This window comes from Xanthomonas sp. CFBP 8443 (assembly GCF_025666195.1).
Lineage (GTDB): Bacteria > Pseudomonadota > Gammaproteobacteria > Xanthomonadales > Xanthomonadaceae > Xanthomonas_A.
The window spans coordinates 4,239,609-4,252,374 of record NZ_CP102592.1 but is presented as its reverse complement, the minus strand read 5'-3'; the positions used below and the strand labels follow the sequence as shown (position 1 = coordinate 4,252,374).

At 70.0% G+C, this 12,766-nt stretch carries 13 protein-coding genes; 10 read left to right on the top strand and 3 right to left on the bottom strand.

Annotation, left to right across the window (positions count from 1 at the left end; genetic code table 11):
• Nucleotides 1-141: 141 nt before the first annotated feature.
• Nucleotides 142-1,455 (top strand): hypothetical protein, encoded by a 1,314-nt coding sequence (locus tag NUG20_RS17775; protein ID WP_263395748.1) that lies wholly within the window; start codon nt 142-144, stop codon nt 1,453-1,455.
• Between the two features lie 69 nt (nt 1,456-1,524).
• Nucleotides 1,525-2,469 carry a phosphogluconate dehydrogenase (NAD(+)-dependent, decarboxylating) gene (gene gnd, locus NUG20_RS17770; RefSeq protein ID WP_263395747.1) on the top strand — a complete coding sequence of 315 codons (945 nt, stop codon included), beginning with the start codon at nt 1,525-1,527 and terminating at the stop codon, nt 2,467-2,469.
• Between the two features lie 13 nt (nt 2,470-2,482).
• Here the strand turns inward: gnd and NUG20_RS17765 are convergent, their stop codons facing one another.
• Nucleotides 2,483-3,526, bottom strand: coding sequence for an oxidoreductase (locus NUG20_RS17765; protein WP_263395746.1), 1,044 nt, complete (start codon nt 3,524-3,526; stop codon nt 2,483-2,485).
• Nucleotides 3,527-3,684: 158 nt separating this feature from the next.
• Between NUG20_RS17765 and NUG20_RS17760 the strand changes: the two genes are divergently transcribed.
• The 5 genes from NUG20_RS17760 (at nt 3,685) to NUG20_RS17740 (ending at nt 8,611) form a co-directional block, all read left to right on the top strand.
• Nucleotides 3,685-4,074, top strand: coding sequence for a BON domain-containing protein (locus tag NUG20_RS17760; protein ID WP_263395745.1), 390 nt, complete (start codon nt 3,685-3,687; stop codon nt 4,072-4,074).
• A 272-nt stretch (nt 4,075-4,346) separates the two neighbouring features.
• Nucleotides 4,347-4,643: a hypothetical protein gene (locus NUG20_RS17755; protein WP_263395744.1), complete on the top strand. Its 297-nt coding sequence runs from the start codon at nt 4,347-4,349 to the stop codon at nt 4,641-4,643.
• 198 nt (nt 4,644-4,841) lie between these two features.
• Nucleotides 4,842-6,653, top strand: a complete 1,812-nt coding sequence (locus NUG20_RS17750; RefSeq protein WP_263395743.1) for a sensor histidine kinase — start codon at nt 4,842-4,844, stop codon at nt 6,651-6,653.
• The gene (locus NUG20_RS17745) at nt 6,650-7,090 is read left to right on the top strand and encodes a response regulator (protein WP_263395742.1); all 441 of its coding nucleotides are present in this window, start codon (nt 6,650-6,652) and stop codon (nt 7,088-7,090) included. Before NUG20_RS17750 ends, NUG20_RS17745 begins: the two co-directional genes overlap by 4 nt.
• A gap of 6 nt (nt 7,091-7,096) precedes the next feature.
• On the top strand, nt 7,097-8,611 hold the full coding sequence (locus tag NUG20_RS17740) for an ATP-binding response regulator (protein ID WP_263395741.1): 1,515 nt from the start codon (nt 7,097-7,099) through the stop codon (nt 8,609-8,611).
• A gap of 156 nt (nt 8,612-8,767) precedes the next feature.
• Here NUG20_RS17740 and NUG20_RS17735 read toward each other — a convergent pair whose 3' ends face one another.
• Nucleotides 8,768-9,607 (bottom strand): proteasome-type protease, encoded by an 840-nt coding sequence (locus tag NUG20_RS17735; protein WP_263395740.1) that lies wholly within the window; start codon nt 9,605-9,607, stop codon nt 8,768-8,770.
• Between the two features lie 96 nt (nt 9,608-9,703).
• Here NUG20_RS17735 and folK point away from each other — a divergent pair, with 96 nt between their 5' ends.
• Nucleotides 9,704-10,246: a 2-amino-4-hydroxy-6-hydroxymethyldihydropteridine diphosphokinase gene (gene folK / locus NUG20_RS17730; protein WP_263395739.1), complete on the top strand. Its 543-nt coding sequence runs from the start codon at nt 9,704-9,706 to the stop codon at nt 10,244-10,246.
• A gap of 127 nt (nt 10,247-10,373) precedes the next feature.
• Here folK and NUG20_RS17725 read toward each other — a convergent pair whose 3' ends face one another.
• Complete coding sequence (locus NUG20_RS17725; RefSeq protein ID WP_263395738.1) at nt 10,374-11,108, bottom strand: pteridine reductase; 735 nt, start codon at nt 11,106-11,108, stop codon at nt 10,374-10,376.
• Between the two features lie 54 nt (nt 11,109-11,162).
• Here NUG20_RS17725 and NUG20_RS17720 point away from each other — a divergent pair, with 54 nt between their 5' ends.
• Both NUG20_RS17720 and NUG20_RS17715 read left to right on the top strand, forming a co-directional pair.
• Complete coding sequence (locus tag NUG20_RS17720) at nt 11,163-12,347, top strand: class I SAM-dependent methyltransferase (RefSeq protein ID WP_263395737.1); 1,185 nt, start codon at nt 11,163-11,165, stop codon at nt 12,345-12,347.
• A complete protein-coding gene (locus NUG20_RS17715; RefSeq protein ID WP_263395736.1) occupies nt 12,335-12,760 on the top strand; it encodes a VanZ family protein in 426 nt (141 codons plus the stop codon). Before NUG20_RS17720 ends, NUG20_RS17715 begins: the two co-directional genes overlap by 13 nt.
• The last annotated feature ends 6 nt before the right edge of the window (nt 12,761-12,766 follow it).

Genomic DNA, 12,766 nt, shown 5'->3' with positions numbered 1-12,766 from the left:
GCGCGCAGGCGCGCTTCGCGCACGGTGCGGCGCGCGGCTTCGCGGTGCGTGCACGACGCGCGCGGCACGCTCCGCGTCCGCGCCCCTGGCGCGCCGACCCCTCTTCCCTGTCTGCTGTTCCGCATCTGCCATGCTCGCGCCATGACTGTCCTCACTGCGCTCCAGCCACTGCCACGCCGCCGGCGTTTCGCCGCGCGCCTGCTGCTGGCGCTGGCGCTGGCCACGGGCGGCGCGTTCGCGGCGCCGCCGGATCCGGCGGACCAGGCCAGCGCCGACTGCCTGGCCGCGTTGCTGCGCCAGCTCGGCTGGCGCATCGACAGCACGCCTGCCGCGCAGCCGCGGCTGCTGCCGGGCGCGCCCTGCACGCGCGCTTCGCTGGCCGACGCGCAGGCGCACGGCGACCTGCAGGCGGCGCTGCCGGCGCAGTGGAGCCAAGCGCAACGGCGCGACGCCCTGCGCGCGCTGCTGCAGACGCCGGCCACGCACTGCGGCTATTTCCTGCTGCTCGGCGCGGCCACCGAGCGCGCGGCGACGCGCCTGCAGGACAACCCCGGCTACCGCTTCTCCGCGCTGCAACTGGGCTGGATCGGGTTCGGCCCGGGCGGCGCGCGCCGGCAGGGTTGGCAGCGCTTCCGCAGTTTCGGCCGCGGCTACCGTCCGGTGCAGGGCAATGCGCGCGCGATCGAGGCGTTCTACAGCGGCCGGGTGCGCTCGGAATGCGGTGTCGGCCGGCAGATCGCGCAGCTGGCCACGCAGCGCGAACTGTACGGCGACGCCGGTTTCGATCGCGCGTTCAGCGCCGGGGAACTGTCGATCGGCACCTTCCTCACCCTGCACGATACCGACAGCATCCTGCTCGGCGCGCAGGCCGGCGAGTTCTTCGCCGACGGCAAGGCGGCCAAGACGTCGCAACTGGGCCGCGCCGCCTTCCTCGGCGCGCCCGGCTTCATCGCGCACGTGTTCGAACGCCGCTACCTCGACGACATCAACAACCAGGCCGAGAACTTCGTGGTGGTGGCGGTCAGTGCCGAGGCGGCCGCGGCGTTGCGCGCGCATGGCGGCTTCGCCCATTACGACCGCAGCAACCGGCGCATCTGGGAACTGGCGCAGGCGCTGCGCGGACCCGGCCGCGAACGCTTCGAGAAACTGCTGTTCGAGCGCGACCCGGTCTTGCGTGCGGCGTTGTCGCCGGCGCAACGCAGTGTCCTGGCACAGATCGACGCGCTGCTCGACGACCCGTTCTATCGCGGCTTCGACGTGTACGTGCATCCCAAGGGCGTCAAGCCGATCGGCTACCACGTGGCGCGCTTGCTGGACCGCAATCCGCGCACGCCGTTCGCGATCGACCTGGCCCTGCACAACCTGCATACCACCCTGTACCGGCGCTGGCGCGACCAGCAGTTGCAGGACTGTGCGCAAGCGGCGCAGGACGCTTCGTCCGGGCGCATTCCTTAGCTGCGCGTCACGCCGCCGGCGCCGCTTCGTGCGACCCTAATGGCCCTCACTTCGAGCTAGGAACGACGCATGGATCTGGGACTTTTAGGGTTGGGCCGCATGGGCGCCAACATGGCCGAGCGGCTGGTGCGTGGCGGCCACCGGGTGGTCGGTTTCGACCTGGGCGAGGCGGCGCGCAGTGCGGCGCAGCAGCGCGGCGTGGAGACCGTGGAGACGATGGCCGCACTGATCGCGGCATTGCCGGCGCCGCGCGCGGTGTGGCTGATGGTGCCGGCGGGCAAGATCGTCGACGACACCCTGGCCGTGCTGCTGCCGTTGCTGGGCAAGGGCGACGTGATCGTGGACGGCGGCAACTCGTACTACAAGGATTCGATGCGCCGCGCCGTCGAGCTGGCCGCGCACGGCATCGGCTACGTCGATTGCGGCACCAGCGGCGGCGTGTGGGGCCTGAAGGAAGGCTACAGCCTGATGATCGGCGGCGACGAAGCGGCGGTGAGCCGGCTCGACCCGGTGTTCGCCACGCTGGCGCCGGCCGCCGACGCCGGTTGGGGACGGGTCGGTCCCAGCGGTGCCGGCCACTTCACCAAGATGGTCCACAACGGCATCGAGTACGGAATGATGCAGGCCTACGCCGAAGGCTTCGCGCTGATGGGGCGCAAGCAGGAATTCGATCTGGACCTGCACCAGGTCGCCGAGGTCTGGCGCCAGGGCAGCGTGGTGCGTTCGTGGCTGCTGGACCTGTGTTCCGACGCGCTGGGCAGCAACCCGGACCTGGCCGGCATCGCTCCGTACGTGGAGGATTCCGGCGAAGGCCGCTGGACCGTGGCCGAAGCGATCGACCTCAACGTGCCCGCGCCGGTGATCACCCTGTCGTTGCTGGAGCGGCTGCGTTCGCGCGATACCGATTCGTTCACCGACAAGCTGCTGGCGGCGATGCGCAACCAGTTCGGCGGGCACGCGATCAAGCACGAAACGCCCAGCGTGCCGCCGTCCGGTCCGGTCGCCGCGCAATAGGCCGCCGCGCGCGTCAGTCCAGCGCCAGCGTGCGGCCTTCGGCGGCGCTGCGCTGGCCGAGTTCCAACAGCCGCATCACCGCCAGCGCCTGCGCCGCATCCACGGGCGCGGGCGCGCGCCCGGCCATCGCCTCGCGGAAGCCGGCATAGCAGTGGCGGTAGTCGCCGCGCTGCGTCGGCAGCGCCTGCGCGCTGGCGCTGCCGTCGGCGCCGACCAGGGTCAGCTGGCCGGCGACCGGGTCTTCGCCCCACTGCGGCGTGGCCGGGGTGAGCCCGGCGCGCAGCTGCGCCTCCTGCGTGTCCAGGCCGTGCTTGACGTAGCTGCCGCGCTCGCCATGCACGGCGAAGCGCGGCCCGTTCGCCGCGACCAGCGAGCCGGCATGCAGCACCGCGCGCAGCCGCGGGTAGCGCAGCACGGCATGGAAGTAGTCGGTGGCCTGCGCGCCATGGCGCTGCTGCGCCAGGTCGGCCTGGATCGCCTCGGGCAAGCCGAACAGCTGCAGGGCCTGGTCGAGCAGATGCGGCCCCAGGTCGAACCACAGCCCCGAGCCGGGCAGCGCATGCTCGCGCCAGCGGTCGCCGACCTGCGGGCGGTGGCGATCGAAGTGCGAATGGAATTCGGCGACCTCGCCCAGCGTGCCCGCATCCAATAGCCCGCGCACGGTGAGGAAGTCGCCGTCCCAGCGCCGGTTCTGGAACACGCTGACGATGCGCCCAGCGCGCTGCGCCTGCGCGAGCACCTGCTGCGCCTGGTCCACGTCCAGGGTGAACGGCTTGTCCACCAGCACGTGCTTGCCCTGGGCCAGTGCCGCGAGCGCCAGCGGCGCATGGGTCTGGTTGGGCGTGGCGACCACCACCGCATCGATCTGCGGGTCGGCGAAGGCCTGCTGCGCGTCGGCGACGATGCGGGCCTGCGGATAGGCCGCGGCGGCTTCGTCATGGCGGCTGGACACGATGGTGTGCAGGCGCAGACCGGGCGTGTGCGCGATCAGCGGCGCATGGAACACGCGGCCGACGAAGCCGTAGCCGAGCAGGGCGAGATTGAAGGGCTGGTCCATGACAGCGGCAGATACCCGTAACGAAGAGGCCGCCAGTATCCGGGCAACCGCCTTCACGTCGCGTGCACGCCTTTCACGCTGTCGGCATTCGCCGGTCACGTCGCCTGTACGCGGTCTTGCAGAGACTGCGCCACACACCTTCAAGGGAGGAGGACATCATGAAAAAGTTCACGTCACCCACGCTGCTCAGCGCTGCACTCGCATTCGGTCTGACCCTGGCCGCGGGCCAGGCGCTCGCCGTCGATCCGCCGACCGCCGCCAGCAAGGACCATGACGCCATGGCCCACGGCGACGGCATGAAGCACGATTCCAAGGAGCCGGTCACCGACACCTGGATCACCACCAAGGTGAAGGCCGATCTGCTCGCGACCAAGGACGTCTCCGGTACCGACATCAAGGTCGAGACGATGAACGGCACGGTCAAGCTGTCCGGTGCGGTCGAGAACAAGACCCAGCGCGACAAGGCGGTGTCGGTCACCAAGATGATAGACGGGGTCAAGAAGGTCGACGCTTCCGGCCTGAAAGTGACTGGCGCCGCCAAGCACTGATCCGTCGCGATCACCGCGGATGCGGGGCGCGAGACGAGGCGCGCCCAGCATGCCGCAGTAGGAGAAACGCACCCTTCGGGGTGCGTTTTTTTTGCGCCACGCCGGTGCATGGCCTCTATTATTTGCACCGTTTCGCATCGTATTGACATGCATTCAGCGATCATCAAGCCATGTTGGCTACCAGGCGAATCGCTATGTTGGATGCTTACTCCCATGCCGCGCCCAGTCACGCGCACGCGGCGTCGCAGACCGCAGCCGTCGGCGCGGTGGACATGTCTTCCTCGGCCGAGCTGCCGCTGCGGCCGTCTTCATTGACCTTGGCCATGCGCCAGCTGGAATCGCAGCTCGGCATGCTGCTGGCCACCTTCCACGACGATGCCGGATTCTGGCCGGCCTTCACCAGGCTGATGCAGGGCCTGGAGACCGACCTGACCCAGGCCGAGCGCGCGCGCCTGCGCAGCCATGCCGATTTCCTGCTGGTGCGGGCCGGGATGCCGTCGTGGACGCTGATCGGCGCGACCACCGGGGCCAGCGCCCGCGCGCTGCCGGCCGCGGCGCGCCGACCCTGATTGCCTGCGGCACATCGGCGTCGACCACGGGCGGCTCGCAGCCGCCCGTTTTTTGTTTCCGGGCATTAAGATAAAGTCGTATTCAGGCGGCGCGGTGGGGCGCTACGCAATGCCTGAGCCATTCATCCGGGACCATAGGACGCGGCGATGCTGCCGCCCCTCGGTGCCGCTGTCGTTTCCAATTTCGCACGAACAGGTATGCAGATCACCGCAAAACATGATGCATGGGACCGCTGGCGTTTGCCGCTGCTGGCGTTGGCGGTGGTCTTGATCGTGATCCTGCCTTCGTTGCTGTTGCGGCAGATGAGCGACAGCACCCTGCGTGCGGCCGATTGGGTCGGCCACAGCCAGGAAGTCACGGCGACGCTGCGCGGTCTGGAGGCGCACATGCGCGACATGGAGTCGGCGGCGATGGCGATGTCGCACGCGGTCGAGTCGCCGATCCTGCGCGTGCGCTTCGCCGAGTCGCGTGCCGCGATCGCGCCGACCATCGCGCGCCTGGTCGACCTGACCCGCGACAACCCCGATCAGCAGGTGCGCATCGGCCGCTTGCAGAGCACCCTGGAACGCCGCGGCCTGCTGGCCGTGCGCATCGCGCAGAACCGCGACCCGGAGCAGGCGCGTGCATTGATCCAGGAGATGACCGCGGACAATCCGGTCCGTGGCCTGATCGCCGAACTGCAGCAGCGCGAGGACGCGCTGCTGGCCGAACGCACCGCCGATGCCGAAGGGCGGCGCACGCTGACCTCGGTGATCAGTTGGGTCTCGCTGAGCGTGCAGCTGCTGCTGCTGGCCCTGGTGATCTGGCTGCTGCAGCGGCAGATCGGCCGGCGCCTGGACGCGGAGCGGCACCTGTTGCGCGCCAATGCCCGCGCCGCCGCGGTGCTGCAGACGGTGCGCGAGCCGATCGTGCTGCTCGACGGCACGCAGCGCATGATGATGTACAACGCGGCCTTCGGCGAACTGTACGGGCTGGACCCGGAGCGGGCGCCGAAGATGCTCGACGACGTCGGCGATGGCGCCTGGCAGGACCCCATCGTGCGCCAGCGCCTGGCCGACGTGCTGTTGCGCGGACGCGAGCTGTGGGACTTCGAACACGAGCAGGCCGGCGCCGACGGCGTCGTCCGCACCATGCTGCTGAACGCGCGGCGCATGCCGCTGCCGGACAGCGACGACGAAGTCGTGCTGATGACGGTCAGCGACATCAGCCTGCAGAAGGCCAGCCAGCAGCGCATCCAGATCCTGAACCGGCAGCTCGAGGGCAAGGTGGAGCAGATCTCGGAGGTCAACCGCGAACTGGAAGCCTTCAGCTACTCGGTCTCGCACGATCTGCGCGCGCCGCTGCGGCATGTCGCCGGCTTCGCCGATAAGCTGGCGCGCCACCTCGGCGACGCCGCCGACGAGAAGAGCCGCCACTACCTGGAAGTGATCGGCACCTCGGCGCGGCGCATGGCCTCGCTGATCGACGACCTGCTGGTCTACTCGCGGCTGGGCCGCAGCGCGCTGCGCCTGCAGGCGGTGGACATGCAGTCGCTGGTGGCGGAGACGCGCGCGGTGCTGGATTCCAACTTCCAGTCCGACAACGCCGGCAGCGGCCACCGCATCGAGTGGAACGTCAGCCCGTTGCCGATCCTGGTCGCCGACGAGAACATGATGCGCCAGCTGTGGTTGAACCTGCTCGGCAACGCGGTCAAGTACAGCGCCAAGCGCGAGGTCGCGGTAATCGAAGTCGGCTACCAGCTGCAGGCCGACGGCAGCCACCACTTCACCGTGCGCGACAATGGCGCCGGCTTCGACATGGCCTACGCCGCCAAGCTGTTCGGCGTGTTCCAGCGCCTGCACAAGGCCAGCGAGTACAGCGGCACCGGCATCGGCCTGGCCAGCGTGCGCCGCGTGCTGAGCCGCCATGGCGGCCATATCTGGGCCGATGCGGCGCCGGAACAGGGCGCGACCTTCCATTTCGTCTTACCCCCCGCGCTCGAAGCGCCCACCAACGAGTTGACCGCATGACCGCCATCCGCACCATCCTGCTTGCCGAAGACAGCCCCGCCGATGCCGAAATGGCGGTCGATGCGCTGCGCGACGCGCGCCTGGCCAACCCCATCGTCCACGTCGAGGACGGCGTGGAGGCGATGGACTACCTGCTGCGTCGCGGCGCCTACGCCGACCGCGAGGAAGGCCTGCCCGCCGTGTTGCTGCTGGACATCAAGATGCCGCGCATGGACGGGCTGGAAGTGCTGAAGCTGGTGCGCACCGACGAGTCGCTCAAGCGACTGCCGGTGGTGATCCTGTCGTCCTCGCGCGAGGAAAGCGACCTGGCGCGCAGCTGGGATCTGGGCGTCAATGCCTACGTGGTCAAGCCGGTGGACGTGGACCAGTTCTTCACTGCGGTGAAGACCCTGGGCACGTTCTGGGCGGTGATCAACCAGGCGCCGGAAAAAGAGTAAGCGCACATGCCCACGACCGGCACCAAGCTCGGACCGATCCGGATCCTGATGGTCGAGGATTCGCCGGAAGACGCCGAGCTGCTGTCCGACCAACTGCTGGACGCCGGCCTGGAGGCGACCTTCCGCCGCGTGGAAGGCGAGTCCGCGCTGCGCGAGGCGCTGCACGAGTTCGCGCCGGACATCGTGCTGTCGGACCTGAGCATGCCGGGATTCTCCGGGCACCAGGCGCTGCGGGTGCTGCGCGAGCATGGCAACGCGGTGCCCTTCATCTTCGTCTCCGGCACGATCGGCGAGGAGACCGCGGTGGAGGCGCTGCGCGACGGCGCCAACGACTACATCATCAAGCACAACCCGACCCGGCTGCCGTCGGCGGTGGCGCGCGCGATCCGCGAGGCGCGCACCGAGCGCGAGCGGCAGCGGGTGGAAGGCGAGCTGATGCGCGCGCAGCGGCTGGAGAGCCTGGCGATGCTGGCCGCCGGCCTCAGCCACGACCTGCGCAACATCCTGCAGCCGCTGCTGATCGTGCCGGAACTGATCATCGGGCGCAGCGACGATCCGCAACTGCGGCACCTGGCCGAGGTCATCGCCGAGTGCGGCCGGCGCGGCCACGAGATGGCCGAGTCGATGCTGTCGTTCGTGCGCGGCTCGCGCAAGCCCAGCGAGCGCGTGTCCATCGCCGGTCTGTTCCAGGCGGTGCAGATGCTGCTCAAGAGCAGCCTGCCCGAGCGGGTGAGCCTGCAGGTGGAGGTGGCCGACGCCGAGTTGTCGATCGAGGCCAACTACACCGAGCTGCAGCAATGCCTGCTCAACCTCGGCCTGAACGCGATCCAGGCGATGCCTGGCGGCGGCACGCTGGTGTTTTCGGCGGCGCCGGCGATCGGCGCCGACGGCAGCGAGCAGGTACGGCTCCTGGTTCGCGACGACGGCCAGGGCATGGATGCGGAGACCCAGGCGCGCCTGTTCAGCCCGTTCTTCACCACCAAGCCCGACGGCACCGGCCTGGGCCTGATCTCGTGCAAGCGCATCGTCGAGAGCTACGGCGGCAGCATCGCCGTGGACAGCACTCCGGGCGAGGGCACGTGCTTCGAGTTGCTGATCCCGGTGCGCGGCCACGCGCCGTCGGCCGAGCCGGAACCGACGATCCCGATGGGCAAGGGCCAGCGCGTGCTGCTGGTCGACGGCGAGGCCACGCGCCTGTCGCTGCTCGGCAACGCCTTGTCCAGCCAGGGCTACCGGCCGCAGCCGGCCTCCGACGGCGCCGCGGCGCTGCGCGAGGTGCGCGAACACGGCATGCCGGACCTGGTGATCGTGGACAGCGACATCATCCTGCTGTCGGCGGTGAGCCTGCTGCTGGCGCTGCAGGACATGGACTACCGCGGCCCGGCGATCGTGCTGGAGGACGCCGGCACCGCGCTGCAGCGCGACCACTTCCCGCAGGACATCGCCGTGCACGTGCTGCGCAAGCCGCTGGAGATGCAGCGCGTGTTCCGCGCGGTGGCGCATGCGTTGGAGAGTGGCTGAAGAGCTGGGATTCGGGATTGGGGAGTCGGGATTCGTTTCAGGCAACAGCGACAACGACACCACCGTTGCACGCAAGGTAAAGCGCTTCAGCGCGGGCGATCAGACGCCTGGACGCCGCTTTTGCGAATCCCCAATCCCGACTTCCCAATCCCAGCTTCACTGCTGGGACGACTGGTCTTCCGGGTCGCGCCTGGCCGGTACGCGGCGCGGGGGTAGCGGTGGCAGGGCGCCGCGGTTGTCGGTTTCGCTTTCGGTGGTCAGCGCCGGTTCCCAGGGGAAGCGCGGCAGCGTGCGTACCGCGTTCTCCAGCTTGCGCGACCAGGTGTCGTGGATTTCCGAGTACAGCGGGGTGTCCGCTTCCAGGCGCAGGCGCTGGGTCACGCGCAGGTCGTTGCGGCGGATCAGCGCCAGGTCGATCGGCATGCCGACCGACAGGTTGGAGCGGATGGTGGAATCCAGCGACACCAGCGCGGTGCGCGCGGCGTCCTCCAGCTGCATCTCCGGACGGATGATGCGGTCCAGGATCGGCTTGCCGTACTTGGACTCGCCGATCTGCAGATACGGCGTCTCCGGCGAGGTGGCGATCGCGTTGCCCAGCGGATAGATCATGTACAGCCCCGGCCGCTCGCCGGCGATCTGCCCGCCCAGGATCAGCGTGGACTGCACGCTGACCCCGCTGTGCTGGGACTGGTCGGACAGCTTGACCTGGCTGGAGACCAGCACCTCGCCGACGTACTCGGCGACCTCGAACAGGTGTCGGAACGAGCGCAGGCTGCGCGGCGCGTCCGGATCGTCGGCGTCGCGCTGCAGCTTGGAGATCGCCAGCTGGGTGGTGGCCAGGTTGCCGGCCGACATCAGCACGAAGACCGCCTGGCCCGGATACTCGAACACATGCAGCTTGCGATGCACGCGTACGTCGTCCAGCGAAGCGTTGGTGCGCGTGTCTGCGGCGAAGATCAGGCCTTCGTCCACTTCGATGCCTACGCAATAAGTCATGTCGCTGCCGGAAGATCAGTGCGTTTCGATTCTATGCGGGGGGGACGGGCTTGGCTACCGGTTGACGCTCGCGGCCGCGGCATGCGCGAATATCCCATGACCACCGTGCTCCTCAGCCTGGGCAGCAATCTGCGCCCGCAACATCACCTGCATGCCGCGATAGCTGCGCTGCGGCAGCGTTTCGGCCCGATCGTGGTGTCCCCGACCTACCGCACCGCGGCGGTCGGATTCGACGGTCCGGCGTTCCTGAACAATGCCGTGTCGCTGCACACCGACTGGGAGCTGGCGCCGCTGGATGCGTGGCTGCATGCGCTGGAAGACGCCCACGGGCGCGACCGCAGCGGCCCGCGCTTCAGCGACCGGACCCTGGACATCGACGTGGTGTTCTACGGCGATCGCATCGTCGAAGGCCCCGGCCACCTGCGCATCCCGCGCCCGGAACTGCGTCACGCCTTCGTGCTCAAGCCGCTGGCCGACATCGCCGCCGACTTCGTCGACCCGGTCAGCGGCCGCCGCCTGGGCGAACTGTGGCGGGCGCATGCGCAGTTTGGGGAGGCGTTCGAGGTGGTGGAGCTTGGAGAGCCGGGACCGGGGACCGGGGACCGGGGACCCGGGGCATTGTCGGCGGGGAGCTTCTAACACCCCATTGGGGATCTCCAAAGCGAAACCCCGGCGCGCGTCGCGACGCGTGCGGCACGTGCCACGTTCTTTCTCTCACCGTGCTTTGACCTCCGGGTCCCTGGTCCCCGGTCCCCGGTCCCGACTCTCAACTCAATCCCCTTCCCCCATCCACCCGCAACGTCTGCCCGGTGACGAAGCCGGCGTCGTCGAGCAGCCAACGCACCGCTTCGGCGATCTCCTCGACCTGGCCGATGCGTGCCAGCGGGGTGCGCGCCAGCAGGGCCTGCTGCGCGGCGCTGTCCTTGCCGGCCTCCGGCCACAGGATCGCGCCCGGGGCGATGGCGTTGACCCGAACCTGCGGCGCCAGTTCCAGCGCCAGCGAGCGGGTCAGCATCGCCAGCGCCGCCTTCGCCGCGCAGTACAGCGGGTGCGCGCGCAGCGGCTGTTCGGCGTGCAGGTCGGTGATGTTGACGATCGCGCCATGGTGTTCGCGCAGCTGCGCGGCCGCGGCCTGGGCCAGGAACAGCGGCGCGCGCGCGTTGACCGCGAACAGGTCGTCCCACTGCGCCGGCGTGGCCTCGGCCAGCGGGGTGGGGTAGAAGTTGGAGGCGTTGTTGACCAGCGCGTCGAGCCGGCCGAAACGCTGCACGCAGTGCGCCACCAGCGCCGGCAGCTGCGCGGCGTCGCGCAGGTCGGCGTGCAGGGTCAGGGTGCTGCCGGCGCGCACGCCTTCCAGTTCCTGCGCCAGCGCCTGCAGGTCGGCCTGCGAGGTGTGCGCGTGCAGCGCCACGCGGTAGCCCGCCGCGTGCAGACGCCGCGCGATGCCGGCGCCGATGCGCCGTGCGCTGCCGGTGATCAGGACGACTTTGGTCTCGGTCATGTAGGTCTTCCGTGCTCGGCTATGCTGTGCATTGTCCACGCAATCCAGCGCCGTATGCCTATCGACTTTCCCACGCCCGACGCCGACGCGCTCGCCCACAGCGAACGCCTGGCCGCGCACCTGCGCGCCGAGATCGCCAGCGGCGGCGGTGCGATCCCGTTCTCGCGGTTCATGGAGCTGGCGCTGTACGCGCCGGGCCTGGGCTACTACAGCGCCGGCAGCAGCAAGTTCGGCGAGGAAGGCGATTTCGTCACCGCGCCGGAGCTGGGGCCGCTGTTCGCCGCCACCGTCTCCAACGCGCTGGCGCCGGTGCTGCAGCAGCTCGGGCCGCAGGCGCGGATGCTGGAGGTCGGCGGCGGCAGCGGCGCGTTCGCCGAGGTGATGCTCAAGCGCCTGCTGGCGCTGGACGCGCTGCCCGAGCGCTACGCCATCCTCGAACCCAGCGCCGACCTGCGCGCGCGCCAGCGCGCGCGCCTGCAACGCGCGCTGATCCCGCCGGTGTTCGACCTGGTGGAGTGGCTGGACCGGCCGTTCGAGGACGACTGGAACGGGGTGCTGTTCGCCAACGAGGTGATCGATGCGCTGCCGACGCCGCGTTTCGTGCTGCGCGAGGGCGAGGTGTTCGAGGAAACCGTGACCCTGGACGGCGAAGGCCGCTTCCGCCGCGGCGAGCAGCCGGCCGATCCGCTGCTGGCGGCGGCGGTGCGCCACGTCGAACGCTACCTGCAGGCGCCGTTCGCCGACGGCTATCGTTCCGAACTGTTGCCGCAGCTGCCGTACTGGATCCAGGCGGTGGCCGGCGGCCTGCGCAGCGGCGCGATGCTGTTCGTCGACTACGGCTATCCGCGCGGCGAGTTCTACCTGCCGCAGCGCGACGACGGCACCCTGCGCGCGTTCTACCGGCACCGCACCCATGCCGATCTGTACCGCTGGCCGGGCCTGCAGGACCTGACCGCGTCGGTGGATTTCACCGCGCTGGCCGAGGCCGGCACCGGCGCCGGGTTCGAGTTGGGCGGCTACTGCACCCAGGCCAGCTTCCTGCTCGGCAACGGCCTGGACGCGCTACTGGCCGAGGCCGAGGCGCGCAGCGACGAACGCGGCCGCCTGCGCCTGCGCGAGCAGGTGAAGCGGCTGACCCTGCCCAGCGAGATGGGCGAGCGCTTCCAGGTGATGGGCTTCGAGCGCGACGTGTCGCTGGCGCCGGCGTTCCTGGTCGGCGACCTGACGTGGCGGCTGTGAGCGCGCGGGCGTTGCGCGATTTCCGGCGGCCGGCGCCCTGGCTGGGCCTGTGGCTGCTGGCGATCGCCGCGGTGATCGCGGTCTGCCTGGGACCGCCGCCGCAGATCCCGGAGCTGCCCTCGGGCAGCGACAAGATCGAGCACTTCCTGGCCTATTTCCTGCTCGCGTGGGGCGCGGTGCAGCTGTTCGCACGGCCACGCGCGCTGCTGCTGGCGGCGCTGGGCCTGGTCGCCCTGGGGATCGGCATCGAGTTCGCGCAGGGCGCGCTGACCACGGACCGCTTGGCCGACCCGCGCGACGCGCTGGCCAACAGCGTGGGCGTGGCGGCGGGCATGGCGCTGCTGCCCACGCCGCTGCGCAACTGCATGCTGTGGCTGGACCGGTGCCTGTTCGGCCGCCGCGCGCCCGCCTGAGCGACG